Source organism: Pilimelia anulata, from assembly GCF_014647895.1.
Taxonomy (GTDB): Bacteria; Actinomycetota; Actinomycetes; order Mycobacteriales; family Micromonosporaceae; genus Pilimelia; species Pilimelia anulata.
Genome location: NZ_BMQB01000008.1, coordinates 146,416 through 172,837, shown reverse-complemented (window position 1 = coordinate 172,837; position 26,422 = coordinate 146,416). Strand labels below are relative to the sequence as shown.

At 75.7% G+C, this 26,422-nt stretch carries 22 protein-coding genes; 13 read left to right on the top strand and 9 right to left on the bottom strand.

Annotation, left to right across the window (positions count from 1 at the left end):
• Positions 1 to 16 precede the first annotated feature (16 nt).
• From IEY94_RS17965 to IEY94_RS17955, 3 genes are read right to left on the bottom strand one after another with little or no spacing between them, the layout of a single operon-like run.
• The gene (locus IEY94_RS17965) at positions 17 to 1,294 is read right to left on the bottom strand and encodes an LLM class flavin-dependent oxidoreductase (RefSeq protein WP_229784226.1); all 1,278 of its coding nucleotides are present in this window, start codon (positions 1,292 to 1,294) and stop codon (positions 17 to 19) included.
• Complete coding sequence (locus IEY94_RS17960; protein WP_189171363.1) at positions 1,291 to 2,649, bottom strand: NtaA/DmoA family FMN-dependent monooxygenase; 1,359 nt, start codon at positions 2,647 to 2,649, stop codon at positions 1,291 to 1,293. Before IEY94_RS17960 ends, IEY94_RS17965 begins: the two co-directional genes overlap by 4 nt.
• Entirely contained in the window at positions 2,646 to 3,968 is a 1,323-nt protein-coding gene (locus IEY94_RS17955) for an LLM class flavin-dependent oxidoreductase (protein WP_189171362.1), read from the bottom strand. The genes IEY94_RS17960 and IEY94_RS17955 overlap by 4 nt, the downstream gene beginning before the upstream one ends.
• Before the next feature lie 329 nt (positions 3,969 to 4,297).
• On the opposite strand from IEY94_RS17955, the gene IEY94_RS17950 reads away from it, so the two are divergent.
• Together IEY94_RS17950 and IEY94_RS17945 are read left to right on the top strand one after the other, a co-directional pair.
• Complete coding sequence (locus IEY94_RS17950) at positions 4,298 to 4,795, top strand: beta-class carbonic anhydrase (RefSeq protein WP_189171361.1); 498 nt, start codon at positions 4,298 to 4,300, stop codon at positions 4,793 to 4,795.
• 122 nt (positions 4,796 to 4,917) lie between these two features.
• Positions 4,918 to 5,142, top strand: a complete 225-nt coding sequence (locus IEY94_RS17945) for a CDGSH iron-sulfur domain-containing protein (RefSeq protein ID WP_189171360.1) — start codon at positions 4,918 to 4,920, stop codon at positions 5,140 to 5,142.
• An 89-nt stretch (positions 5,143 to 5,231) separates the two neighbouring features.
• On the opposite strand, the gene IEY94_RS17940 is transcribed toward IEY94_RS17945, so the two are convergent.
• On the bottom strand, positions 5,232 to 6,242 hold the full coding sequence (locus IEY94_RS17940) for an iron-containing redox enzyme family protein (RefSeq protein WP_189171359.1): 1,011 nt from the start codon (positions 6,240 to 6,242) through the stop codon (positions 5,232 to 5,234).
• Between the two features lie 306 nt (positions 6,243 to 6,548).
• Between IEY94_RS17940 and IEY94_RS17935 the strand changes: the two genes are divergently transcribed.
• Positions 6,549 to 7,247, top strand: coding sequence for a hypothetical protein (locus IEY94_RS17935; RefSeq protein WP_189171358.1), 699 nt, complete (start codon positions 6,549 to 6,551; stop codon positions 7,245 to 7,247).
• A gap of 9 nt (positions 7,248 to 7,256) precedes the next feature.
• Here IEY94_RS17935 and IEY94_RS17930 read toward each other — a convergent pair whose 3' ends face one another.
• Positions 7,257 to 7,871 (bottom strand): HD domain-containing protein, encoded by a 615-nt coding sequence (locus IEY94_RS17930; protein WP_189171357.1) that lies wholly within the window; start codon positions 7,869 to 7,871, stop codon positions 7,257 to 7,259.
• A 213-nt stretch (positions 7,872 to 8,084) separates the two neighbouring features.
• Between IEY94_RS17930 and IEY94_RS17925 the strand changes: the two genes are divergently transcribed.
• The 3 genes from IEY94_RS17925 to IEY94_RS17915 are packed head-to-tail and all read left to right on the top strand — an operon-like array spanning position 8,085 to position 11,363.
• Complete coding sequence (locus IEY94_RS17925; RefSeq protein WP_189171356.1) at positions 8,085 to 9,203, top strand: substrate-binding domain-containing protein; 1,119 nt, start codon at positions 8,085 to 8,087, stop codon at positions 9,201 to 9,203.
• Positions 9,204 to 9,257: 54 nt separating this feature from the next.
• Positions 9,258 to 9,863, top strand: a complete 606-nt coding sequence (locus tag IEY94_RS17920) for a DUF6328 family protein (RefSeq protein WP_229784225.1) — start codon at positions 9,258 to 9,260, stop codon at positions 9,861 to 9,863.
• Positions 9,864 to 9,917: 54 nt separating this feature from the next.
• Positions 9,918 to 11,363 carry a M28 family peptidase gene (locus IEY94_RS17915; protein ID WP_189171355.1) on the top strand — a complete coding sequence of 482 codons (1,446 nt, stop codon included), beginning with the start codon at positions 9,918 to 9,920 and terminating at the stop codon, positions 11,361 to 11,363.
• 38 nt (positions 11,364 to 11,401) lie between these two features.
• On the opposite strand, the gene IEY94_RS17910 is transcribed toward IEY94_RS17915, so the two are convergent.
• Both IEY94_RS17910 and IEY94_RS17905 read right to left on the bottom strand, forming a co-directional pair.
• Positions 11,402 to 13,774: a SpoIIE family protein phosphatase gene (locus tag IEY94_RS17910; RefSeq protein ID WP_229784224.1), complete on the bottom strand. Its 2,373-nt coding sequence runs from the start codon at positions 13,772 to 13,774 to the stop codon at positions 11,402 to 11,404.
• Between the two features lie 18 nt (positions 13,775 to 13,792).
• Positions 13,793 to 17,818, bottom strand: coding sequence for a HAMP domain-containing hybrid sensor histidine kinase/response regulator (locus IEY94_RS17905; RefSeq protein ID WP_229784223.1), 4,026 nt, complete (start codon positions 17,816 to 17,818; stop codon positions 13,793 to 13,795).
• 407 nt (positions 17,819 to 18,225) lie between these two features.
• Here IEY94_RS17905 and IEY94_RS17900 point away from each other — a divergent pair, with 407 nt between their 5' ends.
• The 4 genes from IEY94_RS17900 to IEY94_RS17885 all read left to right on the top strand — a co-directional run bounded on the left by IEY94_RS17900 (position 18,226) and on the right by IEY94_RS17885 (position 21,590).
• Positions 18,226 to 18,528, top strand: a complete 303-nt coding sequence (locus tag IEY94_RS17900; protein ID WP_189171353.1) for a hypothetical protein — start codon at positions 18,226 to 18,228, stop codon at positions 18,526 to 18,528.
• A 190-nt stretch (positions 18,529 to 18,718) separates the two neighbouring features.
• Positions 18,719 to 19,270 carry a prepilin-type N-terminal cleavage/methylation domain-containing protein gene (locus tag IEY94_RS17895; protein ID WP_189171352.1) on the top strand — a complete coding sequence of 184 codons (552 nt, stop codon included), beginning with the start codon at positions 18,719 to 18,721 and terminating at the stop codon, positions 19,268 to 19,270.
• Positions 19,267 to 19,842 (top strand): PulJ/GspJ family protein, encoded by a 576-nt coding sequence (locus IEY94_RS17890; protein ID WP_189171351.1) that lies wholly within the window; start codon positions 19,267 to 19,269, stop codon positions 19,840 to 19,842. Before IEY94_RS17895 ends, IEY94_RS17890 begins: the two co-directional genes overlap by 4 nt.
• Positions 19,842 to 21,590, top strand: coding sequence for a ricin-type beta-trefoil lectin domain protein (locus IEY94_RS17885; protein ID WP_189171350.1), 1,749 nt, complete (start codon positions 19,842 to 19,844; stop codon positions 21,588 to 21,590). The genes IEY94_RS17890 and IEY94_RS17885 overlap by 1 nt, the downstream gene beginning before the upstream one ends.
• Before the next feature lie 93 nt (positions 21,591 to 21,683).
• On the opposite strand, the gene IEY94_RS17880 is transcribed toward IEY94_RS17885, so the two are convergent.
• Entirely contained in the window at positions 21,684 to 22,340 is a 657-nt protein-coding gene (locus IEY94_RS17880) for a fibronectin type III domain-containing protein (RefSeq protein ID WP_189171349.1), read from the bottom strand.
• Positions 22,341 to 22,615: 275 nt separating this feature from the next.
• On the opposite strand from IEY94_RS17880, the gene IEY94_RS17875 reads away from it, so the two are divergent.
• From IEY94_RS17875 to IEY94_RS17865, 3 genes are all read left to right on the top strand, one after another.
• Positions 22,616 to 23,311, top strand: a complete 696-nt coding sequence (locus tag IEY94_RS17875) for a nitroreductase family protein (protein WP_189171348.1) — start codon at positions 22,616 to 22,618, stop codon at positions 23,309 to 23,311.
• A 294-nt stretch (positions 23,312 to 23,605) separates the two neighbouring features.
• A complete protein-coding gene (locus tag IEY94_RS17870; RefSeq protein WP_189171347.1) occupies positions 23,606 to 25,039 on the top strand; it encodes a lysyl oxidase family protein in 1,434 nt (477 codons plus the stop codon).
• A 201-nt stretch (positions 25,040 to 25,240) separates the two neighbouring features.
• A complete protein-coding gene (locus IEY94_RS17865) occupies positions 25,241 to 25,645 on the top strand; it encodes a spore germination protein GerW family protein (RefSeq protein WP_189171346.1) in 405 nt (134 codons plus the stop codon).
• A gap of 253 nt (positions 25,646 to 25,898) precedes the next feature.
• Here IEY94_RS17865 and IEY94_RS17860 read toward each other — a convergent pair whose 3' ends face one another.
• Positions 25,899 to 26,300 (bottom strand): cupin domain-containing protein, encoded by a 402-nt coding sequence (locus tag IEY94_RS17860; protein ID WP_189171345.1) that lies wholly within the window; start codon positions 26,298 to 26,300, stop codon positions 25,899 to 25,901.
• Positions 26,301 to 26,422 lie beyond the last annotated feature (122 nt).

Below are 26,422 nucleotides of genomic sequence, written 5' to 3'. Positions count from 1 at the left end.
GTAGCCGGCGGCCCGGTCACCCGCGCGACCCGGCCGGGTGCAGCGAGCCGGGGTGCCGGCGCTCCCACTCGTGCGCGAGCAGCTCGTACGAGCGGATCCGGTCGGCCGGGTCGTGGGTGATCGTCGTGACGATCAGCTCGTCCGCGCCGGTGGCCGCCCGGAGGCCGTCCAGCCGGTCGGCGACCCCGGCGGCGGTGCCGACGAACTGCGTCGCCAGCCGGTCGGCGACCAGGCGCCGGTCCTCCTCGGTCCACTCGTGTGCCGCGGCGGCCGCGGGCGGCGGGAACGGGATCGCGCCGGCGGCGGTCCGGATGCTGCGCACCCACAGGCCGTACCCGGCGGCCGCCCGGCGGGCCGCGGCCGCGGTGTCGGCCACCACCACGTCCGCGGAGACCGACACGTACGGCCGGTCCACCGCGCCGGGCCGGAACGCCGCCCGGTACCCGCCGACCGCCTCCAGCACCGTGGCCGGGCTGACGTGGTGGTTGGCCGCGAACCGCAGCCCGTTGCCGCCGGCCACGGCCGCGCTCTCGCCGGCGCTGCTGCCGAGGATCCACACCTGTACGTCGGCGCCCTCGCCGGGTACGGCGTGCGCGGGGGTGCCGGCCGGCGACCGGTACGTGCCGGCCAGCAGCGCGAGGATGTCGCCGACCTGCGCGGTGTAGTCCGCGGGGACGGCGCCGGGCGGGTTGAGCAGCAACTTCTGCACGGCGAACCGGGGCGAGTCGAGCAGCGCGGCGAACGAGAACCGCGCGGGAATGACCAGCCCACCCGCCGCCGCACCCGCCCCGGCCCCGGTCGCGGGGCCCGGGTCCACCGCTGCCGCCGGGCCCGCGGTCGCGTCCGATTCGGTCGATGTCGAGCCGGCCGCCGACGCGGTGGCCGCGGGGTTCGTGGCCGGGGCCGGACCCGGCCCCGGGGCTGCGGGGTCGGCCGGCGGGCGGGCCGGCGGGGCGCCGCCCGAGCGGCCCAGGCCCAGGTCGAGCCGGCCGGGGTGCAGCGCGTCCAGCAGGCCGAACTCCTCCACCGTGGCCAGCGCCGTGCGGTGGCCGAGCTGGACCGCGCCGGAGCCCACCCGGATCCGGGCGGTCGCGCCGGCCACCAGCGCCAGCACGACCGCCGGGGAGGTGCCGGCCACGCCGGGGTTGAGGTGGTGTTCGGCGACCCAGTACCGGGCGTAGCCGAACTCCTCCGCCCGGCGGGCCAGCTCGATGCTCGCCCGCAGCGCCGCCGCGGCGGTCGCCCCGGCCGGGATCGGCACCAGGTCCAGGACGGTCAGCGGTACGCCGGTCATCCGCCCACCCCCGCCGGCCGGGCCACGCCGAGGTGCTCGCGCAGGGTGCGGCCGGTGTACTCGGTGCGGTACGAGCCGCGCTCCTGGAGCAGCGGCACCACCCGGTCCACGAACCCGTCCAGGCCGCCGGGCACCAGGTGCGGCACGAGGATGAACCCGTCGGCGGCGTCGGCCTGGACGAAGTGGTCCAGCGCCGCCGCGACCGTGGCGGGGGAGCCGACGAAGGACTGCCGCCCGGTCACCTCGATGATCAGCTCCCGGGTCGACAGGTTGCCGGCCGCGGCCCGGGCCCGCCAGTCGCGGGCCACGGCGAGCGGGTCGCGGTGCATCCGGACGCTGGCCCGGCCGTGCGCGACGGTGTTCTCGCCCGGCAACGGGTCGACCGCCGGGAGCGGGCCGTCCGGGTCGTGGTCGGACAGGTCCCGGTTCCAGAGCTGTTCGAGCAGGTGGATCGCGGTCGCGCCGCTGACCTGCTGCCGGCGCACCTCGCGGGCCAGCTCGCGGGCCTCGGCGTCGGTGTCGCCGAGGACGAACGTCGCCGCCGGCAGGATCAGCAGGTCGTCGGGCCGCCGCCCGTACCGGGGGAGCCGGGCCTTGACGTCGGCGTGGAAGGCCCGCCCGTCGTCGAACGCGCTGTGCCGGCTGAAGATCGCGTCGGCGGTGGCGGCGGCGAAGTCCCGGCCCTCGGGCGAGTCGCCCGCCTGGAAGATCACCGGCGTGCCCTGCGGGCTGCGCGGGACGGTGAACCGGCCGGCGATGTCGAAGTGGTCGTCCCGGTGGGCGAAGGCGCCGGGGTCCGGGGCGGCCAGGAACACGCCGGCGTCCCGGTCGGCCACGATCTCGTCGCCGCGCCAGGAGTCGAACAGGTGCCGGGCCGCGCGGAGGAACGCCGCCGCCCGCTCGTACCGCTGCTCCCGCGGCAGGTACCCGCCGCGGCGGAAGTTCTCGCCGGTGAACGCGTCCCAGCTCGTCACGACGTTCCAGCCGGCTCGCCCGGCGGACAGGTGGTCCAGCGTGGCGAACTGGCGGGCCACCTCGTACGGCTCGTTGAAGGTCGAGCTGATCGTGCCGGCCAGGCCGATCCGGTCGGTGACCGCGGCGAGCGCGGCGAGGACCGTGAACGTGTCCGGCCGCCCGACCACGTCGAGGTCGTGGAGCCGCCCGTGCTGCTCGCGCAGGCGCAGCCCCTCGGCGAGGAAGAGGAAGTCGAACCGGCCGCGCTCGGCGGTCCGGGCGAAGTGGACGAACGAGTCGAACGCGATCTGGCTGCCCGCCCGCGGGTCGCTCCACACGGTCGTGTTGTTCACGCCGGGGAAGTGCGCGCCCAGGTGGATCTGCTTACGCGGCCGGCTCATCGCCGACCCCCGGCGGCGGCCGGGGCGGCGTACCGGCTGGCCGGCCGCGGCAGCCCGAGCCGGGCCCGCAGCGTGGGCGCGGGCGGCCCCGACCGGAACACCCGGCGCCGGCGCAGCTCGGGTACCAGCAGCCGGGTGATCTGCCGCAGGTCGTGCGGCAGGGCGGCGGGCCGCAGCCGGACGCCGGTGACGCCGGCCGCCAGCCAGTCCACGAGCAGGTCGGCCAGCCGGACGGGCGTGCCGACGAACACCGCCGGCCCGGCGGCGGGCGCCCCGCCGGCGGCCCGGTCGAGCCGGTCCCGGCGGGCCGCGGCGGCGTCCGCGTCGGCGTCCAGGAGGACGACCAGGTCGGCGAGCAGGTGGGCGGGCCCGGCCGGCGGCTCGGGGCCCGCCGCCGGCCCGGCCGACGCGCGGACGTCGTCGGCCGGGCCAGCGGACGGGTGCGCGGGTCCGGCCGCCGCCCGGGCGGCCGCGGCCGGTGTCGCGGCGGCCGCAGCGCCGGCCGTCGTACCGGTGCCGGGGCGCAGCCGGCGGGCCAGCGCGGCCGCGGCGGCGGTGTCGGCGGGCGCCACCAGGCCGACGTCGGCCGAGCCGGCGATCAGGCCGTACCCCGCGTCGTCGCGACCCGGTACGAGCACCGGCGGCTGCCCCTGCGGCGGCCGGGGCGTGATCGACGGGCCCTTGACCCGGAAGTGCGGCCCGGCGAAGTCGATGTAGTGCAGCTTGTCCCGGTCGATGAACCGGCCGGTGGCGACGTCCCGGATCTCCGCGTCGTCCTCCCAGCTGTCCCAGAGCCGGCGCAGCACCTCGACGTAGTCGGCCGCCTCGGCGGCCAGCCCCGCGGCGACCGCCGGGTCCGCGGCGCCGGCCGGGAACGTGCGCCGGCCCAGGTGCGCGGCCTCGGCCGGGTCGGCGGTGACCCGGACGGCGACGCCGGCCCGGCCGCGGCTGACGTAGTCGAGGGTGGCGACGGCCCTGGCGGCGTGGAACGGCTCGGTGTGCGTGGCGACGACCGTCGGGACCAGGCCGAGGTGGCGGGTCAGCGGGGCGATCCGGGCGGCGACGAGCAGCGCGTCGAGCCGGCCGCGGACCCGGTCGGCGCGCGGGCCGGCGGCCTCGCCGTCGGACTGGAGGCGCAGCGCGTCGTCGATCGTGACGAAGTCGAGCTGCCCGCGCTCGGCCTCGGCGGCCAGCCCGGCCCAGTAGCCGGCGGTGAACAGGGCCGCCGGGTCGGCGTCGGGCTCGCGCCAGGCGGCGGGGTGCCAGCCCGCGCCGTCGAGGGCGGCCGCGAGCACGAGGTGGTCGGGGGGTGTGGACATGGCGGCGCTGCCTTCCCCGCGGGGGCGCGGTCGGGTGCCGGGACCGGGCACCGGCGCTGTGGCGGACCGCCTTCCCCGCGGGGCGCGGTCGGGTGGCGACGGTGGTGAAGGCGCGCGGCGCCCGCCCGGGAACCGGACCGGGCGGGTGTCGGTGCGTCCCCCACCGCCGTCCGGTCCAGCGTATCGGCCGCTGAACCTTCCCACAATCCCGATCGGGTTGACAGGAATATTGTCCCTGGCTGCGGCTCGCCCGGCGGGCTATATTCCCCCTGCGCCGACGGGAGTGGTGGGAAGGGATCCCGCGCCGCGGCGCCGGAATGGGGTACCACATGTCCGTCACCGACGCGCTGCTGGACAGCGCCGCGGCGTACCGCGCCGCCTTCGACCGCGGCGACCTGCCGCTGCCGCCCGCCCGCGGGGTCGCCGTCGTGGCGTGCATGGACGCCCGGCTCGACCCGCACCGGCTGCTCGGGCTCGCCGAGGGCGACGCGCACGTGATCCGCAACGCCGGCGGGGTCGTCACCGCGGACGTGCTGCGCAGCCTCGCGATCAGCCAGCGGCTGCTCGGTACCGGGGAGATCGTGCTGCTCCACCACACCGACTGCGGCATGCTCACGTTCACCGACGACGAGCTCAAGGCGGGCATCGTCGCCGATACCGGGCTGAAGCCGGCGTGGGCGAGCGAGGCGTTCACCGACCTCGACGACGACGTGCGGCAGTCGGTCGGGCGGATCCGCGCCGACCCGTTCGTACCGCACACGGACGCCGTCCGCGGCTTCGTCTACGACGTGCGCACCGGCGGGCTGCGCGAGGTGCCGACCGACTGACCGCTTCCGCCCGTCCGGCCGCCCGGCTACCGTCCGATGTGGCCGCCCCGCCGTCGCACCGCCCGGCCGCGTTTCGCCGGGCGCCCGGCGGGGAATCGGGGCCGCGGCGAGGGGAGGCGCGGATGGCGCGCACGGGTACGGGTACCGGGGCCGAGATCGTCGTGTGCGCGGACGGGCCGCTGCTGCTGCGCGGCGACTTCACGATCGTCACCCAGTCCGGCGAGCCGGTGGACGCCCGGCGGGCCACCGTCGCGCTGTGCCGGTGCGGGCGCTCGGCGATCCGCCCGTTCTGCGATGGTACGCACAAGCTCGTCGGCTTCACCGCCCCCGACCACCGCGAGGGCTGACCCCGTCGGCCCGGTGCCGTGCGGGGGCGTCGCCGGGTCCGCGGTTGCCGCTCGGCCCGTGCTGCCGCCCGGCCGGCCGGGCGTGCCGGTCAGGCGGCCGCGGCGGCGGGCGGGGCCGGGCGCAGCGAGGACGCCCCGGCCGCCCAGGCGTCGAGCAGGTGCGCGGCGAACAGCCCGTCCAGGTACAGCGCGCAGGCCGCCCCGAACAGCACGTCCGCCGCTTCCGCCGGGTGCGCGGCCGCGAACGCCCCGCACATGCCCCGGGCGGCGATCTGCTCGTGCACCGCGTCGGCCTCGACGTGCTCGTCGTAGAAGTCGGTCGCCGGGGCGGCGCCGCCCAGCCGGCGCAGGCCGCTGCCGTACCGCCGGTTCGGCAGCGACGAGGTCATCTCGTACGCGGCCAGGTGGCCCAGCAGCGCGCCCCGGCGGGCCCGGTGCAGGCCGAACAGCGACATCAGGTTGTTCGTCGCCAGGGTGACGCCGGGGGCCGCGTCGACGTGGGCGCCGTACCGGCCGGCCAGCCCGAAGTGGGCCAGCACGTGCCCGAACAGCGTGCTGTGCATCCGGTCCAGCCGCCCGTTGCCGTACTCGTCGCGCTGGATCTCCACCAGCGCCGCCTTCGCCGGGCCGGCCAGCCGCGGGATCGCCCAGGTGTGCGGGTCGGCCTCCCGCTGGTGGTACACCGACCGGTGCGCCACGAACTCGGCGAACTCGGCCGCGTCGGCCCGCCGTTCCAGGTACCGGGCCAGCGGCGGCCCGTCGTCGGCCGCGACCAGCGCCCGCAGCGCCGCGGCGACGGCCGCCGGCTCCGGCTCCGGCGTCGTCGGGACCGGCACGCGGCGGCGCAGCCCGCGCAGGAACCGCTCCTCGGCCGCCGCCCGCAGCCGCAGCAGTTCCGGCGCCCACTCCCACTCGGCCGGGACGCCGTCCCAGCCCCGGTAGTGCAGCTCGTAGCAGGCGAACAGCGTCACGTGCAGGTCGTCGTCGGTCAGCGGGTCGCCGGTGAACGGCGGCAGGCCGGCCGGCAGCGCCCCCGGCCGGCCGGGCAGCCGGGGGAACAGGCGGGCGGAGACCGGGCCGCGCGGCTCGGGCAACTGCATGCGGGGCACTCCCGGGTGGACGGCGGTGCCCGTCGGCGTGCGGCCGGGCGCCGAGTGGGTGATCAGCGGGACGGCCCTACCCGGCGCCCGCGGACCCGAAACGATACCGCCCGCGCCCCCGCCGGCCCGGCGCGCCGCCCGGGCGCGGCGCGCAAGGCCCCGGCCCGACATTCGCGCTGTCCGCACGACGTCGCCGGCGACGATTGCCGCTCCCGGCGGCGGGGAAACGGCCGACGGCGGGGGAGGGGCCGCAGTCGCGGCCCGCGGCCCGCGCCCGGACCCCGGGCCCAGCCGACGGAGGCCGACATGCGCTACCACGACATCGACCGCGGGACGGTCCTGCCGCCGGCCCCGCCGGGGTACCGGTACCTCGACTTCCTCGGCGGCTCGCGCGACCTGCGCTGCTACCTGGTGCCCGCCGACACCCCGCGCTGCGTGTTCCTGCGCCGGCACCGCGACGTGCTGGACGAGGCGCTGCAACCGGTGTACGACCACCGGGGCGTCTGCGTCCGGCAGGACGCCTCGCACGCCCTGCCCGGCTTCTACATCGTCGGCCTGGACCGGCAGTACCCCGCGCTGGACCTGATGGACGAGGATACCCACCTGCGGGTGGCGCTGGTCCTGCGCGCGGTCCGGGCCGGGATGCGCGCGGCCCTCGGGATCGACTACGTGCACGTGTACCAGGAGGAGAAGCCGGACCCGTCGTGCAACGTGCACTACTGGCTGATGCCGATCGTCGAGCCGTGCGGCGACGCCACGACCGTGGCCCGGCTGGACGTCGGCCGGTACCTGGCGGCGTTCCGCTTCCCCGACCACCGGGCGACGATCCGGCAGTACAACCGGCGGCTGCGCCGGCACCTGGCCGCTGCCGACCTGGCCGGCCGGGACGACGCGCTCGCCGCGCGGCTGGCCGCGCCGGCGGGCCCGGGGCCGGCCGCGGCGCGCGCGCCGGCCCGCTGGACCTGCACCTGGACGCCGACCCGCGACCTGCGCGCCGCCGGCTGAGCGCCCCGACTACCGGCCGCCCACCGCACCCGCGCGGTCCGGGCGGGCCGCCGCGCCCGGGCGGGCGGCGGCGGCCAGCCGGGCGGCGGCCCGGCGGGTGGCGGCGACCAGGTAGGGCGCGCGGCGCAGTCGGGCCCCGGCGTACGGCGAGCCCGGCCCGTGCCGGTGCAGCACCTCGGCGATCCGCGCGTCCACGGTCGTCGGCTCGCCCCGCGGCCCGACGGTCTGGTCGGCCGCGGTCAGGGCGTCGGCCAGCGGCGAATCCTCCCGCGGGTACGCCCCCAACTCCCCGGCCAGCCCCACCTCGCGGGCCAGGAACCGGGCGCCGGAGTGGTGGGCGACCAGCGCGGTGAGCCGGGGCGGCCAGCCGGCCCGGTCGAGGTAGCGGGCGCCGTCGAGGGGGTGGAAGCCGGTGTCCCGGACGGTGTCGGCGTACCCGACGTCGTGCAGCCACGCGGCGGCCACCAGCAGGTCGGCGTCGGCCCGCCCGAACCCCGCCGCGTACCGGGCGGCGCGGGCGGCCACGCCCGCGGTGTGCGCCCAGCGGTCGGGCAGGTCGGCCAGCAGCACGCCGGCCAAGCCGCGGGCATAGCGGACCTCCACATCGGACACCGGTGCGGGCATGCGCCGAGGCTAAGCGCGCCAGCCGGCCGGCCGGTACCGCGGCAGCGGACCGGCCATCGAGAGTTCACGATCCGTCCACTCGCGCCCGGCGCGGGCCGGACGCGCGCCGGACAGGTCCCGGCCACCCGCCGGCGGCGTCGGCGTCGCCGCGGCGGAGGTGAATGGGTCCCGTCCGCGGCCCGCCGGGCCGCCAGCACGAGGGAAGGCAGCGCCATGCCCACACGCGGATTCCGCGCCATCGTTCGCACCGCCGCCGTCGGCCTCGCCGCGACCCACGCCGCCGCCGGCCCGCTCGCCGCCGGCCCGGCCGCCGCGGCGCCCGCCGGCGACGGCGTCGTCCAGGTCCTCACCGCCGTCGGCTCCGACACCACGCAGGACGTCGTCGGCGCCGTCCTCGCCGGGTACGCCGCCGACCGGGCGGCCAACCCCGACGGCGACATCCCGGTGAACGTCCCCGTCCGGCCCGCCGCCCCGGTCGACGCGCCCGCCGACGCCACCTGCGCCCGCCGCGGCTGGGTCGCCGCCGGGCAGGAGCGGCCGCCGGCCACGTACGCCGCCCCGGCCGGCTCCGGCGCCGGCAAGGCCGCCCTGGTCGACCCCGCCAACCGGGCCACCGCCTGCGTCGACATCGCCCGCTCGTCCAGCGGCCGGGCCGCCGGCGACCCGGCCGAGCTGGTCTACTTCGGCTTCGCCCGCGACGCCGTCTCCTGGGCCCGGTACCCCGGCGCCGCCCCGGCCACCCTCACCCTCGACCAGCTCCGCGGCATCTACTCCTGCGCGGTCACCGACTGGTCCGCCGTCGGCGGCGCCGCCGGCCCGATCGTCCGGTACCTGCCGCCGGCCGCATCCGGCACCCGCGCGTTCTTCGTCGGCACGCTGCTCGGCGCCGAGCCGTCGACGGCCTGCGGGCCGCTGCGCGAGGTCCCCGAGAACGACGGCGCGGCCGTACCGGCGGCCGACCGGGCCGCGGCGATCCTGCCGTACTCCGCCGCCGGGTGGGTCGCGCAGGCCAACGGCGTCGCCGCCGACCGGCGCGGCGGCGCGGCGATCGGCGCGCTGGCCGGCCGGCAGCCGGTCAGCGGCCCGGACGCGGACGGCCGCTACCGCCCGGACGACGCCGTGATCAACGGCGGCTTCCCCGGCACCCGCACCGTCCACCACATCCTCGACACCCGGCTGCCCGGCCATGCCGAGGCGGTCCGCGCGGTCGGCTTCGACGCCGCCGGCCCGGGCTACCTGTGCGCCGGCGGCGCCGGCGTGCTCGCGACCCTGCGCACGTACGGCTTCACCCCGCTGCCGGCCGTCGACGGCCGCACCTGCACCCGTTCGTGACCCGTACCTCCCGCGGGTGGTTTGCCCGCCCGCGGGGCCGGGCATCAACCCGGCATGGCCTGGCGCGCGCTGTCCGTACTCCCGCAGCGGCGCCGGTCCGCGCCCCGCGACCCCGCGGATCGCCCCCCGCCGCCCGAGCCGGCCGCGCGTCCCGAGGACGCGTCGGATGCCGGGCGGCGGGAGGACGAGCGGGACCGCTGGCGGCGCACCTTCACCGAACTGCTCCGGGAGCTGCGGGTCGCGCAGACCGGCGTGCAGATCCTGTTCGCCTTCCTGCTGATCCTGCCGTTCAACGCCCGGTTCACCGAGACCACCGGCTTCGAGCGCAACGTCTACCTGGTCGCCCTGCTCAGCGCCGCCGGCGCCGCCGCGATGATCATTTCGCCGGTGGCGTTCCACCGGGCGCAGTTCCGCCGCAACCGCAAGCCGGAGCTGGTCATGTTCGCGCACCGGATGGCCACCGGCGGCCTCGCCCTCACCCTGGTCGCCATGGTCAGCTCGGTCCTGCTGATCACCGACTTCCTGCTCGACCGGGCGCTCGCGTTCGCGCTGAGCGCCACGGTCGCCCTGGTCTTCCTCACCCTGTGGACCCTGCTGCCGCACCGCCCGCAGGGCCGCCCGGTCGCCGATCGGCCACCGCCGCCCGCCGACCGGGATTGACCGTCGGCCGCCCGGGTCTGGACACGCCCGCCGCGGCGTACCACGATGCCGGACATGGGCGATCCTCGATTCGATCCGGCACCCCCCACCCACCCCGGCCGGCGCGCCGTGCTCACCGGCGCGGTCGCCGCCGCCGCGGCGCCGCTGATCCCACGGCAGGCCACCGCGGCCCCCGCCACCCCCCGCCGCGCCGCCGGCCCCGGCCGGCCGCTCGCCCCGCAGGACCCCGACCCCGACCTGGTCGCGCTGCTGCGGGCCGTCGACCCCGGCCGGATCGAGGCGACCGTACGGCGGCTCGTCGCCTTCGGCACCCGGCACACCATGTCCAGCCAGGACCACCCCACCCGCGGCATCGGCGCCGCCCGGGACTGGCTGTACGCCGAGCTGCAGGCCATCGCCGCCACCGCCGGCGGCCGGATGGCCGTCGAGAAGCAGCGGTTCGTCCAGCCGGCCGGGCCGCGGCTGCCGGTCGACACCCCGATCACCAACGTCGTCGCCACCCTGCGCGGCAGCACCAGCCCCGAGCGGACGTACGTCGTCACCGGCCACTACGACTCCCGGGTCACCGACGTCCTCGACTTCACCTCCGACGCCCCCGGTGCCGACGACGACGCCTCCGGCGTCGCCGCGGTGCTCGAGCTGGCCCGGCTGTTCGCCACCCGCGAGGTCGGCGCGACGCTGGTGTTCGCGCTGGTCGCGGGGGAGGAGCAGGGCCTGTTCGGCTCGGCCCACCTGGCCAAGTCCCTCAAGGCGGCGAACGTCGACGTGCAGGGCATGTTCAGCAACGACATCGTCGGCGCCAGCGAGGCGTTCGACGGCACCCCGCCCGACCCGCACTCCGTCCGGCTGTTCGTCGAGGGCGTGCCGACCGCGGAGACGCCGCAGCAGACCACCACCCGGCAGTCCACCGGCGGGGAGAACGACGGCCCGTCCCGGCAGCTCGGCCGGTTCGTCCGGGACGTCGCCGAGAACCCGGCGACCGACATGCGGGTCCGGGTGGTCTGGCGGCGGGACCGGTACCTGCGCGGCAGCGACCACATCTCGTTCCTCCAGCAGGGCTACCCGGCGGCCCGGTTCACCGAGCCGCGGGAGAACTTCGACCACGAGCACCAGGACGTCCGGGTGGAGAACGGCGTCCAGTACGGCGACCTGCCCGAGTTCTGCGACTTCGCGTACATCGCCCGGGTGGCCCGGGTCAACGGCGCGGCCCTGTGGTCGCTGGCCCGGGCGCCGGGCACGCCGCGCGACGCGGTGATCGTCACCTCGCGGCTGACCAACGACACGACGCTGCGCTGGCGGCGCGGCCCCGAGCCGGACCTGGCCGGGTACGAGGTGGTGTGGCGGGACACCACCGAACCGGAGTGGACGCACGTGATCCCGGTCGGCGACACGACCACGGCGACGGTGGACCTGTCCAAGGACAACGTCCTGTTCGGCGTCCGCGCGGTGAGCCGCGCCGGCCACCGCAGCCCGGTCGCCGCCCCGCAGCCCGGCGCCTGACCCCACCCGCCCCCCGCCGCAGCCGGCCGGGCGGCGGGTCAGTCGCGCTGGACGGCGATGATGCAGGTGTCGTCGTCGGTGTCGGCGTTCGTGAAGGTGAGGAGCTGCTCCAGGAGGTTGTCCAGGCCCGTCGCCGGGCGGGCCGCCGTGTCCAGGAGCTGGCTCAGCGCGTCCTCCAGGCTGTCGCCGCGCCGCTCGATCAGCCCGTCGGTGTACATCAGCAGCGTGTCCGCGGCGCCGAGCTGCACCTCGTGCTCGGCGTACTCGCTGTCGGCCAGCGCCCCGAGCAGGATGCCGGGGATCTGCGGCAGCATCCGCGCCGCCCCGCCGCTGACCAGCACCGGCGGCAGGTGGCCGGCGCGGGCCCAGCGCAGCGTCGCGCTGTCCGGGTCGTACAGGCCGCACACCGCCGTCGCCGTCACCTGCTTGGTCAGGTGGTGCGCGACGACGTTCAGCCAGGCCAGGAGCTGCCCCGGCCCGGCGCCGGTGGTGGCCAGCCCGCGCAGCGCGTTGCGCAGCACCACCATGCCGGTGGCGGCGTCGATGCCGTGCCCGGCGATGTCGCCGACGCACAGCAGCACCTGCTTGGACGGCAGCACCACCGCGTCGTACCAGTCGCCGCCGACCAGGTGGTCCTTCTCCGCCGGCCGGTACCGGACCCCGACCCGGAGCCCGCACGCCTCGATCGGCCCCTGCGTCGGCGGCATGATCGCGTGCTGGAGTTGCAGCGCCAGCCGGTTGCGCTCGGCGGACTCCTGGGCGGTGTGCGCGAGCTGCTCGCGGGTGGCCGCCAGCGCCACCTCGGTCCAGTGCTGGGCCGAGATGTCCTGGTACGCCCCGCGCACCCCGACCATGTGCTCGTGCCCGTCCAGCACCGGCTCGGCCACCACCCGGATGTGCCGGACGATCCCGTCGGGCCGGTGCAGCCGGAACGCTGTCGACGCCGGCCGCCGGTGGTGCAGCACGGTACGCAGGAACCGCTCCACGGTGCCGGCGTCGTCGGCGTGCGCGTGCCGGGCGAGCCGGGCCAGCGGGATCGGCCCGGCGCCGGCGGGCAGCCCGTACAGCTCGTGGAGCTGGCTGTTCCAGGCGATGTCGCCGGTGCCGATGTGCTCCTCGAACCCGCCGATCCGGCCGAGCCGCTGCGCGTGCTGGAGCAGCCGGGCCAGCCGGGCCGACTCGTCGTCCACCCGCCAGCTCAGCACCACCGCGCCGCCGAGCCGGGCGATGCTGATCCCGGCGGCGCCGCGCAGCGGCACCTGGTCGACCAGCGCGGTGATCGTCATCCGCTCGGCCCGGAACGGCTCGCCGGTGGCGTACACCCGCTCGACCATCTCGAACAGCCCGTACGCCCCGGCCGCCATCGGGTACACCTCCAGCAGCCGCGCCCCGGCCACCGCCGCGCGCGGCCGCCCGGCCGGGTCGACGAAGCGCGGGTTGGCGTGGGCGATCCGGAAGTCGGCGGGCTGGCCGTCGGCGTCGGGCTCGGGGACCAGGACCAGCGCGGCGTCCTCCAGCCCGTCCACGAAGTCGACGATCTCCTCCGCGGCGGGCGGGCGGTCGCCGGGCGGGGCGGGCGGCGCCGCCCGCTCCAGCGTGTGCGCGCACAGCTCGGCCAGCGCCTCGAACTGCCGCTGCACCCGCGGGCTCTGCTCCGGCGTCGGGCGCGGCCAGCAGATCTCCAGCACGCCGGCGATCCGGCCGCCGGTGCCGGCGGGCACCACGGTCCGGCCGCTGTCCGGCTGCTGCCGCCCGCCGATCGACGGCAGGCCGGCGGCGCCCAGCGACGGGTAGTGCACCGTACGGCGGTCGGCCAGGCAGGTCCGGGCGGGCGTGGCCACGCCGGGCGGGACGAACCGCCAGCTCCGCACCTCGGCGGCCGGGAAGCCGGCGGCGCCGGCCAGGCTGAGCGAGCCGTCCGGCCCGGCCATCCAGATCGCCACCGCGGACGCGCCCAGCGGTGCGAGCGCGTGCGCGAGCAGCGAGCCGGCGACGGCGAGCGCGTCGTCGGTGGTGAGCGCGCTGGCCTGCGCCGTGCGCAGCCGGGTCACCGCACTCGCCTCGTCGGCGTCCGGCATCGTGGAGGTGAGCTGGAGGAATGCCCGGGTGGCGTCGGTGACCTGGTCCCTGGCGGCCTGGTTGACGATGTCGGCGGCCAGCGCGAGCTGGCTCACGCTGCCGTCGCGGGCCAGGTCGGCGAGCTGCCGGCTGGCCTCGACCGGCCCGTACCCGAACCGGGCGATCAGCACCCCCTTGGCCAGGTCGATGAGGGCGCGGCCGTCGGCGGCGGCGTGCGCGCGGGTGACCTCGGCGCGCAGCCGGTCGACGGTGGCGGCGAGCCGGCCGGCGCTGCGGGCGGGGTCGGGTGGGGCGGCCGGTCCGGCCCGCCCGGCACCGGCGGGTTGGGCCACGGTGTCTCCCATCGGTGGCTAGGGCTGCGGGTCGCTGGCGCCCGTACCGAGCCAGCGGCGGATGCAGTCGATCAGCTCGCCGGCGTCCACGGGTTTGGTCACGTAGTCGTTGGCGCCGGCCCCGATGCTCTTCTCCCGGTCGCCCGGCATGGCCTTGGCGGTGACGCTGATGATGGGTAATCCAGCGTACTCCGGCATGGCCCGGATCGCGGTGGTCGCGGCGTACCCGTCCATCTCCGGCATCATCACGTCCATCAGGATCAGGTCGATCTCCGGGTGCGCGGCCAGGATCTCGATGCCGCGCCGGCCGTCGTCGGCGCGCAGCACCCGCATCCCGTGCAGTTCGAGCACGCTGGTGATCGCGTACACGTTGCGGGCGTCGTCGTCCACCACCAGCACCGTCCGCCCGGCCAGCCCGTCGTCGGCCCGCGGCGCCGGGGTCGCCGGCAGCGCCAGCGTGCCGGCCGGCTCGGGGCGGACCAGCGGCAGGACGTCGCCGGGCTCGTCGGCGGACAGGTGCAGGATGATCCGCTCGCGCAGCTCGTCCAGGCTGGACAGCAGCTCCAGCGGCTCCCGGCTGGACAGCAGCGCCAGCTCGTCGTCGGGGGCGAGCCGCCGGTTGTTGTGCGCCAGCACCGGCAGGTGGGCCAGCGCGGCGTCGCCCTGCATGGCGGCGAGGAACCGGCGCGCGGCCCCGTCCGGCAGGTCCAGGTCGAGCACGACGCAGTGGCACGGCTGCGCCGCCAGCGCCGCGGCGCCCTCGGCGGCGCTCAGCGCGGTCACCACCTCGACCCGCGGCGGCGGGCTGTGCGGGTCGGTACCGCGGTCGATCTGGGCGCCGGCGCTCTCGGCGACCAGCGACAGCAGCCCGCGCGGCCGCTCCTCGATCACCAGCAGCCGGCGGCCGGGCCGCGCCGCCGCGCCCGGCCGGGGCGGCGCCGCGCCCGGCTCGCCGGCCGCGGCCGCGGCCTCGGCGGCGGTCTGGAAGTCCGGCCGGGCCACCGGCAGGTACAGCGTGAAGGTGCTGCCCGTGCCCGGCGTGCTGGTCGCGGTGATCGCCCCGCCGAGCAGGTACCCCAGCTCGCGGCTGATCGACAGGCCGAGGCCGGTGCCGCCGTACTTGCGGCTGTTCGTGCCGTCCGCCTGCTGGAACGCCCCGAAGATCGTTTCGAGCTGCGGCTCGGCGATGCCGATGCCGGTGTCGATCACCCGGAAGGCGATCGCCGGGCCGTGGTGCCGGACCGCCGGCGGCACCTCGGCCGGGTCGGCCGGCTCGATCCGCAGCTCGACGCTGCCGACCTCGGTGAACTTGACCGCGTTGGCGAGCAGGTTGCGCAGCACCTGCTGGAGCCGGGCGCCGTCGGTGACCAGGTCCAGCGCGACGCCGGGCGCGGTGCCCACCCGCAGGGTCAGGCCCTTCTGCGTGGTCAGCGGCCGGAAGTTGGCCTCCACGTAGTCGAGGAGCTGGCGCAGCGGCACCCGCTCGGGGGTGATGTCCATCTTGCCGGCCTCGACCTTGGACAGGTCGAGGATGTCGTTGATGAGCTGGAGCAGGTCGGAGCCGGCGGAGTGGATGATGCCGGCGTACTCGACCTGCTTGGCGGTGAGGTTGCGGGTCGGGTTCTGGGCGAGGAGCTGGGCGAGGATGAGCAGGCTGTTCAGCGGGGTGCGCAGCTCGTGGCTCATGTTGGCCAGGAACTCCGACTTGTACTTGGACGCCAGCGCGAGCTGCTGCGCCCGGGTCTCCAGCTCCTGCCGGGCCTGCTCGATCTCCCGGTTCTTGGTCTCGATGTCCCGCTTCTGCGTGGCGAGCTGGGTCGCCTTCTCCTCCAGCTCGGCGTTGCTGCGCTGCAACTCGTCCTGCCGGGCCTGCAGCTCCTCGGACCGGGCCTGCAGCTCGCCGGCGAGCCGCTGCGACTCGGCGAGCAGCTCGTCGGTGCGGGCGTTGGCGACGATGGTGTTCAGGTTGACCCCGAGGGTCTCCATCAGCAGTTCGAGGAACGCCCGGTGCACCGGGGTGAACCGGTGCACGCTGGCCAGCTCGATCACGCCGAGCACCTGCTCCTCGGCGACGATCGGCAGCACCACGAGGCTGCCGGGGTCGGCGCTGCCGATGCCGGAGGTGATCGACACGTACCCGGCCGGGACGTCCTCGACGAGCACCGTCCGGCGGCTGCGGGCGGCCTGGCCGACGAGCGACTCGCCGAGCCGGAACCGCGCCGGGGTGCGCTGCGCGGCCGGCAGCCCGTACGCGCTGATCATCTCCAGCTCGGTCCGCCCGTCGGCGTCCTCGGCGAGGTAGAACGCGGCGTACTGCGCCTCGACCAGCGGGGCCAGCTCGTCCATCACCAGCTCGGCGACGATGGCGAGGTCGCGGTGGCCCTGCATCAGCCCGGAGATCCGGGCCAGGTTGGTCTTGAGCCAGTCCTGCTCCTGGTTGGCCTTGGTGCTGTCGCGCAGCGACTCGACCATGGCGTTGATGTTGTCCTTGAGGTCGGCCACCTCGCCGGAGGCGTCGACGGTGATCGACCGGGTCAGGTCGCCCTCGGCGACGGCGCTGGTCACCTCGGCGATGGCGCGGACCTGCCGGGTCAGGTTGCCGGCCAGCTCGTTCACGTTCTCGGTCAGCCGCTTCCACGTACCGGAGACGCCCTCGACCTCGGCCTGCCCGCCCAGCCGGCCCTCGCTGCCCACCTCGCGGGCCACCCGGGTGACCTCGGCGGCGAACGAGGACAGCGTGTCCACCATCGTGTTGATGGTGGTCTTCAGCTCCAGGATCTCGCCCTGGGCGTCGACGTCGATCTTGCGGGTGAGGTCGCCCCGGGCCACCGCGGTGGTCACCTGGGCGATGTTGCGGACCTGGCTGGTCAGGTTGTTCGCCATCGAGTTGACGTTGTCGGTGAGGTCCTTCCAGGTACCGGCGACGTTCGGCACCCGGGCCTGGCCGCCCAGGATGCCCTCGGTGCCCACCTCGCGGGCCACCCGGGTCACCTCGTCGGCGAACGCCGACAGCGTGTCCACCATCGTGTTGATCGCCCCGGCCAGCGCGGCGACCTCGCCCTTGGCCTCGACGGTGACCTTCTGCGACAGGTCGCCGCGGGCGACCGCGCCGGAGACCTGGGCGATCGACCGGACCTGCGCGGTCAGGTTGGAGGCCATCACGTTGACGTTGTCGGTGAGGTCCTTCCACGTCCCGGACACCCCGCGCACGGTGGCCTGGCCGCCGAGGTTGCCCTCGGTGCCGACCTCGCGGGCCACCCGGGTCACCTCGTCGGCGAACGACGAGAGCTGGTCGACCATCGTGTTGATGGTCTCCTTCAGCTCGAGGATCTCGCCGCGGGCGTCCACCCGGATCTTCTGCGACAGGTCGCCCTTGGCCACCGCCGTGGTCACCTGGGCGATGGACCGGACCTGCGCGGTCAGGTTCTCCGCCATCAGGTTCACCGACTCGGTGAGGTCCTTCCAGGTACCGGAGACGCCCTTGACGTCGGCCTGGCCGCCCAGCCGCCCGTCGGTGCCCACCTCGCGGGACACCCGGGTCACCTCGTCGGCGAACGAGGAGAGCTGGTCGACCATCGTGTTGATCGTGTTCTTCAGGGCCAGGATCTCGCCCCGGGCATCCACGGTGATCTTCTGCGACAGGTCGCCCTTGACCACCGCCGTGGCGACCTGGGAGATCGACCGGACCTGGTCGGTCAGGTTGCCGGCCATCGCGTTCACCGAGTCGGTCAGGTCGGCCCACGTACCGGAGACGCCGGGGACCCGGGCCTGCCCGCCGAGCTGGCCCTCGGTGCCCACCTCGCGGGCCACCCGGGTCACCTCGGAGGTGAACAGCGAGAGCTGGTCGACCATGCCGTTGAAGACGCTGGCGATCTCGCGCAGCAGCCCCTCGGAGCCCTCGGGCAGCCGGGTGCCGATGTCGCCGTCGCGGACCGCGGTGAGCCCGGCGAGCAGCCGCCGCAGCTCGGCTTCGCTGACCGTCAGGTCGCCGCCGTCCTCCGGGGTGTCGACCCCGGGGGCGATACCGACCACCGTGTCACTCACGACAACCTCCGTGACTCGGGCGAACGCCGGTCGCGGCGCGCTCGCCGGGGGGATCGATGTGCGAGTCCGTCGAACGTTACCGCATGGCAAATGTCCACGTCAGCGTCGCGGCGCGCGGCCGACCCCCGGCGGGGACCGACCGACCGCCGGTCATTCGCGACGAATCGCCCGCCGCCCGTGCGCCGCCACCCCGGACGAACCGGTACGGGACGGCCGATCCGCCGTGCGAGTGTCCCCCTCGGAGTGTCACCCGCACCGGGGTTGCGCCCGGCGCCGGCCGGGCCCGGGTCCGCCAGTGCCGCGCGCAATGGCTGACTGAATGGGGTGTATCGATCTCCGGGGGCCGGGTAGGGACGGCGGGACAGCACATCCACATATCGGAATACCGGAATGTCTTGGAGGACATCATGCGGATCAACCGGAGCCTCACCGCCGTCGCCCTCGCCGCGACCATGGCGCTCGCCCCGGCCGTGGCCGCCACCCCGGCCGCCGCTGCCCCCGCCCGCGGGGACGGCCTGGTCAACGTCTTCGTCAAGGACGTGCTGAACGGCAACGACGTGGCCATCCTCAACAACGTGGCCGTCAGCGTCGCCGCGGCCGTGTGCGACGTGACCGTCGAAGTGATCAAGAAGCAGCTCGCCGACCTCGGCGAGGCGGAGTGCCCGGCGAAGTCCACCGTGGGTCAGCGCGCCTACATCAAGGAAGCATAAGCCCGGATAAGACAAACAGCCACGAACCACTCGATGGGCGCCGGATCCCCGGCGCCCATCGACGCGTTCCGGCCCGTCTACTCATCGGTAACAAACGGGCAACCGGGCGCAAACCCGCGGGTCGAGGGGGTTTTGGTCAAGTCCGCCCCCGCACGGCCGAGAGAAAGCGTGAAGAAGGGTAGGTGGGAACGTGTCCACGGACGGCGGTAGCGGTACCGACAGCGGCTTCACGTTGGTGGAGCTGCTGGTGTCGCTTGTCGTCATCGGGCTGGTCATGTCCGCCGTGACCTCGTTCTTCGTCGTCACCCTCGGCACCACCCACGACCAGGCCGACCGGCAGGCCGCGAGCCAGGCCGCCACGTCCGCCTTCGACTACGCCCAGCGCAAGGGCGCCGCCGCCGTCGAGACCTGGATCCAGGGCAACGACGAGCCCGGCGACACCGCCGCCACGGCCCCGGACCGCTGCGCGGCGCCGGCCGAGCCGCAGACCTGCCAGTACGTCGACCTCGGCGGCGTCCGGTACAGCCGGGCGTGGGACATCGACCGGTGCCACCTGCCCAACCCCGTGCCGACCACCGCGCCCTCGCCGGCCGCCTGCCTGGACGGCCCGGGCGACGCCGACGACGCGGCGCTGCTGCGGGTGACCGTCCGGGTCACCTGGCCGTGCCGCACCGGCACCTGCGTGCTGGAGGACGCGACGCTGCTCAGCGCCGCCCGGGTCGAGCCGGGGTTCCGCTCGTGAACCGGCCGGACCCGCGCGACGACCGCGGCGTGACGCTGACCGAGGTACTGGTGTGCCTGGGGATCATGTCCGTGGTCATGGTGGTCTTCACCGGCGGCATCATCGCCATGCGCCGCACGCTCGCCCGGACCGAGCAGATCAGTTGGACCCAGCAGGAGGTCGCCCGGGCGTTCGACCGGGTGGACGCCGTGCTGCGCTTCGCCAGCGCCGTCGAGGTGGGCAACGGCGGCGCCGCGATCACCTTCGTGCTGCCCGAGCGGGCCACCGAGCCGGAGTGCTTCCGGCTGGTCCTCGGCACCGACCGCCGGCTGCGGCAGAGCGCCGCGCCGCTGCCGCTGGACGGCGCCGCCGTCCGGTCGACCGTGCTGGCCAGCAACGTCACCGCCTCCAACGCCACCGCGTTCCAGTACCCCAGCGGCGGCGACGCCGCCCGGCTGAACATCGCCATCACCGCCACCACCAGTGACAACACCACCGGTCGCCGGCTCGACCAGACGTTCGAGCTGCCCAACCAGGGCAGCGACAGCGGCGGCCGGCTGGATCAGTGCAAGTCGATCATGGGAGTGTCGTGATGAGGCGAGCGGTGGCGCGGGTCGCCCGGGGCGAGCGGGGCTCGCTGCCGATGGCGATGCTCCTGGTGCTGGTGTCGGTCGGGCTGAGCGCGACCGCGCTGCCGGCCGCCATGACCCAGATCGGCAGCACCCGGCAGACGGTCAACCGGGAGGGCGCGCTGCGCTCGGCGCAGACCGGCCTGGAGGTGGCGCTGGCCCGGGTGCGGAGCCTGACGACGTACAACGAGCTGTGCGGCAACCAGCGGGACACCGAGCCGATCACCTTCGTGGCGAGCAGCGGCACGTCCCGGTACACCGTGACGGCCCAGTTCTGGGACAACGCAGCCGAGGACCGCCCGGTGGCCAGCGAGGACGACCCGGCCCACTGCGGGCCGACGACCCGCTGGATGCGGCTGATCGCCACCGGCACCGAGGGGGCGTCGCAGCGGCGGCTGACCGGCTTCTATCCGGTCCGGCCGGGCGCGCTGAGCGTGGCCCCGTACGAGCCGAGCATCGACCTGTACACCCAGCCGCGGCTGATCCCGACGTGGACCGACCCGGCGGGCGGCACCGGCCAGGAGGCGATCTGCCTGGACGCGGTCAAGTCGGTGCCGGACGAGAACGGCCCGGTGTCGATGAAGCCCTGCCCCCGGAACTTCACCGAGGACATGGGCATCAACTACAAGCAGTACTGGTACTACCGCACCGACCTCACGCTGGCCACGGTCGGCTCGCTGCGCGCCGCCAGCGACGCGGCCAAGGCGATGTGCCTGGACGCCGGTTCGGACAGCCCCTCGGTCGGCGCGGTGCCGCGGATGCGCAGGTGCGTGACGCCGGTGCCGGCGCGGCAGCGCTGGTACTACACCAACAACCGCAACTTCGAGCTGGGTACCGCGGCCGGCGGCCTGAGCGGCCTGTGCCTGAACGTGGTCGACCCCGACCCGGACGGCTCGGCGATCAACCTGGGCAACGGCGTGAACTGCCGGGGCACGACGCTGAACTCCAAGCAGCACTTCGCGCCGCTGCAGAAGGCCGGGCCGGGCCAGGCCGGGTTCCGCACCGCGGCGTGCCCGGAGCTGGGCATCACGTACCCGTGCGAGCTGACCCAGCTCCGCAGCACCGGCGCGCCGAACACCTGCGCGATGGCCGTGGACAGCGGCAACAACATCTGGGTGGAGACCGTCGACGACCCGACGTTCGTGGCGAACACCGAGTGCTTCCAGCACCCGCAGCTCACCGCGATCAACTGGGCCCAGCTCTTCCGCATCCCGGCGACGCCGACCGGCACCGGGCAGAGCGCGCCCGGCCCGGTGTACACGATGAAGAACCTGACCAAGTACTGCCTGGAGCCCAAGGAGCGCAACGTCGTCCGCCCGGTCTCCTGCACCGGCCGGGCCGCGCAGAACTGGGTCCGCACCGGCGACACCGGCGACTACAACACCAAGTACCGGCTGTTCCACCCCGCGACCGGGAAGTGCCTGACCCGGGTCAGCCCGGAGGAGACCGACCGGGATTCGGACATCAAGCAGCAGAACATCTACTGGCAGGGCTACACGATCAACTTCAAGATGATGGTCGTGACCTGCCGGACCAACGCCGTGGCCGAGGACGACGACGACGACTTCAACGAGCCGTCGCTGGTCCAGCTCCAGAAGTGGAACAGCCCCGGCGTGGTGCTGCACGACGACGGCAGCACCGGCGGGGGCGGCAACGCCGTCCCGGCCCCGACGGTCTCGGCCACCCCGCTGCGCGACGTCGTCGACGGCTGACGGGCCCGACAGCAGCGAACGGGCGCCGCGACATCGCGGCGCCCGTTCGGCATGGCATGGCATGGCCCGGGCTGGCTTGCGGCGGGGCGGGGCTCAGGGGATGCGGACGCCGACCGACCGGCCGCGCATCTTGTCCTGCTGCACGCCGGCGTTGGTCCCGCTGGCGATGGTGGCGACCGCGTCGACCCAGAACACGTACTGCCCGCCGCTGCGCAGCCCGCCGATCGTGGTGGACTGCTCGCCGCAGCCGGACCCGGCCGGGACGGTGACCCACGTGGGCTCCTCGACCACCCCGTTGACGGGGAGCTGGGGTACGGCGGCGACGCGGTACGTCTGCACCCGGCTGTCGCCGAGCTTGGCCCAGGTGACCAGGGCGCTGCCGGCGGACGGGGTCACACCGACGCTGTCGAACGTGCCCATCCGCAGCCGGCTGGTGCAGGCCGGGGAGGCCGAGGCGCCGGCGCCGCCGCCGGCCGGGTAAGGCAGGTAGCCACTGCCGGGCTTGGACGGGTACCGGCCGTTGGGCGGCTCGGTCGGCGACGCCTGCGGCCGGCCGGCGACGTACACCTGCCAGCCGACGCCGCCGCTGCCGCCGCCCGACGCGCTGCCGTCGCCGCCGCTGCCGTCCTCGCCGCCGAGGCCGAGCGCGGCGCAGCCGGTCAGCAGCGGCGCGACGGCGGCCGCGGCCAGCACGGCGGCCGCCCGGCGCCCGCGCGGGCGCCCGGCGGCGCGGGCCGCAATCCTGGTCACGTCCGCACGTTCGGGCGCTGCGGCCCGGACCTGAACGACCTCGTCGCCCGAATCCGGCCGATCGTCCGACGGGGCCGCCCGGTCCCGCCCCGTTCCGCCCCGGCCGGCCCGCCCCGGGGCCGCCGCCCGCCGCCGTCCCGGCCGCGACGCCCGATCTCGCTGTGCGTTATGTCGGCTTTTTCGGTGGTCCGGCCGGCCGGCACCCGGGATGATGCCGCGTTCCCTTCCCGTTCCCGCCGGCGCCCCACCGCCCGGCGCCACCCCCGGAGGACGCCGTGACCCAGCGCGCGCACGCCCACCCGTTCGAGGCGTACCGCCCCGCCCGCCTGCCCGCCGCCGAGGCGCTCGCCCGCGCCGCGGCCCTGCACGCCCACCTGGACGCCCGGCGCAGCGTGCGCTGGTTCAGCCCGGACCCGGTGCCCGCCGAGTGCATCGAGTGGGCCGTCCGCTGCGCCAACACCGCCCCGAGCGGCGCCCACCACCAGCCGTGGCGGTTCGTCGCGGTGGGCGACCCGGCGGTCCGGCACGCCATCCGCGAGGCCGCCGAGGTCGAGGAGCGGCTGAACTACGAGGGCGGGCGGATCACCGAGGAGTGGCGGGCGGCGCTGGCGCCGCTGGAGACCGGCTCGGACAAGTCGTACCTCGACGTCGCCCCCTGGCTGGTCGTCTGCTTCGCCGAGAAGGCCACCCCGCGCCCCGACGGCAGCCTGCGGAAGAACTACTACGTCAACGAGAGCGTCGGCATCGCCTGCGGGCTGTTCATCGAAGCCCTGCACACGATGGGCCTGGCCACCCTCACGCACACGCCGAACCCGATGGCGTTCCTGTCCCGGATCCTCGGCCGGCCGGCGCACGAGCGGCCGTACATCCTGTTCCCGGTGGGCTACCCGGCCGCGGACTGCGAGGTGCCCCGGCTGGACCGCAAGCCGCTGGCCGAGGCGCTGGAGTTCGTCCCGCCGCGCGGGGCGTGACCGGCGGCCCGGCGGCGTCCGTCCGGGATGGCCGGTGCGGCGCTCCCGACCGCCCGCGCGGCGCCGCCGGGGCGCGTCCCGATTGTCGTGTCCGTCTGTATGTGAAGTGGCCGGATGCAGTTATCCAGTTACCACCCGTAGTCCAACTTGACCGGCCCCCCGGTCGTGTGAGCATGTGGTCGGCGAAATCCGCGTTCATCACTGCCCCTGGGGGACCGTGTGACACCACTCGTTCGGGGCCTGGCTTATGCCGCGAGCGCCGTCCTGGCCGTTACCGCGACATTCAGCTCTGCCTTGGCCGCACCCAGCACCGCAGAACCCGCACTGCGGTTGGCCACCTTCGAGACCACGACCGAAGCCACGATCGACCCGGACGCCGGCCTGGCGTACGGCGACCTCGACATGTACCTGATCAGCGGGGCCAACCCGATCGAGCTGCACGTGCGCCGCGCGGCGTACGACAAGCCGGTCGAGGCCCGCATCGTCCGCGACAAGGGCGATGCCGGCAAGGACGTGCTCCTCGCCGACGGCCTGGCCGCCGACCTCAACAAGCTGGACCACTTCTTCGACATCACCGTGACCAACAGCCGCGGCGCGGTCGTCGCGGACATCGACCAGGCGCTGTGCCTCAACGGCGCCGACACCCGGATGGCGCCGGACGCGCCGGCCGCCAACCCGTACCCGGTGGCCTGCAAGGCCAACCCGTTCGCGCAGAGCAACGTGTGGGGCATGCCGCGCAAGTGGGGCCTCATGCCGTTCTTCGGCGACGACAACGAGGTCGGGCTGCCGCTGCGGGTCGGCGCGTACTCGGTGCGGGTGTCGGTCACCGCGCCGTACCGGGCCGCGTTCGGCATCCCGGACGCGCAGGCCGAGGCCAGCCTGAAGCTGAGCGTCGTCAACGGCAAGGACGGCGACGCCGGCCGGGCGCTGTCCCCGGCGGCGCGGCAGAAGCTGCGGCTGGACGGCCCGCCGGGCGAGCAGCCCGGCCGGGTCAAGTGGCACAAGGGCCCGCAGGGGGTACCCCCGAACGCCCCGAAGCCCGACCTGCGGGCCGTGCCCGCGTGGGACATCTCGACCGACCACGGCACGACCGCCGACGGCGTCGAGGACCGGGACATGGTCAAGTTCGGCTCGACCGTGTGGGTCGACGGCGACGCCCCGCTGTTCGTCGACGGCTTCCGCACGACCAACGAGCCGTACATGGACGCGTACCAGTACTTCCTGGACGCCGCCGGCAACGAGGTCGGCTACGTCAATGTCGGCAAGATGGAGTGGGACCCGCGCCCGCTGCACCTGCACTGGCACTTCCAGGACTTCGCCGGTTACCAGCTCCTCAAGCAGGACGGCTCGCTCGCGATCAAGAGCGCCAAGGAGGCGTTCTGCATCGCGAACACCGACCAGGTCGACCTGCTCGGCAAGAACGCCGTCCTGCGCCCCGGCAACCTCGGGCTGCGGGTCAACGAGTGCGGCGGCGAGTCCGAGATGGAGGTCAGCCAGCGGCTCGACGTCGGCTGGGGGGACACGTACGGCCCCGAGCGGCCGGACCAGGAGTTCGACATCACCGACATCCCGAACGGCACGTACCTGATCAAGGTGACGGCCAACCCGAACGGCAGCCTGCACGAGCTGTCCACCGCGAACAACAGCTCGCTGCGGACGATCGTGCTGGGCGGCCGCAAGGGCGCCCGGACGGTGACCGCACCGCCGGTCGGCAAGATCAACGCCTGACCCGTACCACGGCACACCCGGCCCCGGCCCGAGGCGACTCGGCCGGGGCCGGCGCCCGTCCGGGGCCGCCGCCCCGGCCCCGACGGCCGCCCGATCGGGCAAGGCGGCGGGGCCCTGCCGGGCGGGTCAACCCGCGCCGAGCGGGTATCCCGCCCCGTCGGCCGCCCGGCCGGCGACGCGACATCGCGAGGGGGAGCGGGCATGACCCAGACGCTGGAGAACGACACGAGCACGCTGGAGACCATTCACGGGCTCGTCGACAACGCCCGGGCCGACAGCGTGTTCGGCGCGCCGATCAGCCGGGACGGGCTGACCATCCTGCCGGTGGCCAAGGTCCGCGGCGGCGGGGGCGGCGGCAGCAGCGCCGGCTCGGCCGGCGAGCGGGGCGGGGCGTCCGGCGGCGGCGCGGGCCTCGGGCTCTCGGCCCGGCCGCTCGGGGTGTTCGTGCTCCGGGAGGGCCGCGTCTCCTGGCGGCCGGCGGTCGACGTCAACCGGATCGTCCTCGGCGGGCAGGCGGTCGCGATCACGGCGCTGCTCGTGCTGCGCGCGGTGCTCAAGCGCCGGCACCGCCCCGCGGCCCGCTTCCGCCGCCCCGGCCGGCGTTGACCGGCGGCGCTCCGGCGAGCGGGCGGCGGTCCGGCGCGGAGCGGTGCGAGCCGGTCCGGCGACGCCGCCGGACCGGCCGGACGGCCCGCCGCCGGTCGGATGCGTGCCAGGATCTCCGCCTTCTCGGCCGAGAACTCGTCCGCTGAGACCAGCCCCGCGTCGCGCAGCTCGCCGAGCCGGATCGACGGGCGGTGCCGTCGACCCGGCCGCCCGTGGGGGCCGGGTCGACGGCGTTGCGTACGGGGGCGGTCGGTCAGGCGGTGGCGGGCTCGTCGTGCTCGGCGCGGTCCGCGTCGGCCTTGGTGGGGTGGATCGTGCCGGGCGGGTGCTCCGCCGGGCCGTACAGGCTGACCAGGCGCAGCGGCACCGCGCCCGTGTTGACGATGTTGTGCTCGGCGCCCGCCGGGATCAGCACCGCGTGCCCCTCGCCGAACGGCCGCCGCTGCCCGTCCACGACGGACTCGCCGGCCCCGGCCGCCACGAGTAGGAGCTGGTCGACGCCGTGGTGGACCTCCGACCCGATCTCCTCGCCGGGGGCCAGCGTCATGAGAACGAGTTGCGCGTGGTCGGTGGTGGCGAGTACCCGTCTGAAGTCGTCGCCGGCGCGGGCCGCGCCGAGCAGGTCACCATGGTAGCCGTGGAGCGCGTTCGTCATGCGCAGACGTTACCGCGACCGGCGCCGGCCCAGGGCACCCCGCGGCACTCGTGCAGGGGATGGCGGAGCCGGCCGCCGTTGGTTATGCGCGCCGCCCGACACGCGGATGATTGTCCGGCGCG

Coding starts and splice junctions, on each gene's coding strand:
- IEY94_RS17915 (WP_189171355.1), top strand. CDS start 9,918: ATGGGCGATCCTCGATTCGATCCGGCACCCCCCACCCACCCCGGCCGG.
- IEY94_RS17940 (WP_189171359.1), bottom strand. CDS start 6,242: ATGCAGTTGCCCGAGCCGCGCGGCCCGGTCTCCGCCCGCCTGTTCCCC.
- IEY94_RS17950 (WP_189171361.1), top strand. CDS start 4,298: ATGTCCGTCACCGACGCGCTGCTGGACAGCGCCGCGGCGTACCGCGCC.
- IEY94_RS17900 (WP_189171353.1), top strand. CDS start 18,226: ATGCGGATCAACCGGAGCCTCACCGCCGTCGCCCTCGCCGCGACCATG.
- IEY94_RS17925 (WP_189171356.1), top strand. CDS start 8,085: ATGCCCACACGCGGATTCCGCGCCATCGTTCGCACCGCCGCCGTCGGC.
- IEY94_RS17885 (WP_189171350.1), top strand. CDS start 19,842: ATGAGGCGAGCGGTGGCGCGGGTCGCCCGGGGCGAGCGGGGCTCGCTG.
- IEY94_RS17920 (WP_229784225.1), top strand. CDS start 9,258: ATGGCCTGGCGCGCGCTGTCCGTACTCCCGCAGCGGCGCCGGTCCGCG.
- IEY94_RS17860 (WP_189171345.1), bottom strand. CDS start 26,300: ATGACGAACGCGCTCCACGGCTACCATGGTGACCTGCTCGGCGCGGCC.
- IEY94_RS17965 (WP_229784226.1), bottom strand. CDS start 1,294: ATGACCGGCGTACCGCTGACCGTCCTGGACCTGGTGCCGATCCCGGCC.
- IEY94_RS17955 (WP_189171362.1), bottom strand. CDS start 3,968: ATGTCCACACCCCCCGACCACCTCGTGCTCGCGGCCGCCCTCGACGGC.
- IEY94_RS17865 (WP_189171346.1), top strand. CDS start 25,241: ATGACCCAGACGCTGGAGAACGACACGAGCACGCTGGAGACCATTCAC.
- IEY94_RS17945 (WP_189171360.1), top strand. CDS start 4,918: ATGGCGCGCACGGGTACGGGTACCGGGGCCGAGATCGTCGTGTGCGCG.
- IEY94_RS17930 (WP_189171357.1), bottom strand. CDS start 7,871: ATGCCCGCACCGGTGTCCGATGTGGAGGTCCGCTATGCCCGCGGCTTG.
- IEY94_RS17935 (WP_189171358.1), top strand. CDS start 6,549: ATGCGCTACCACGACATCGACCGCGGGACGGTCCTGCCGCCGGCCCCG.
- IEY94_RS17960 (WP_189171363.1), bottom strand. CDS start 2,649: ATGAGCCGGCCGCGTAAGCAGATCCACCTGGGCGCGCACTTCCCCGGC.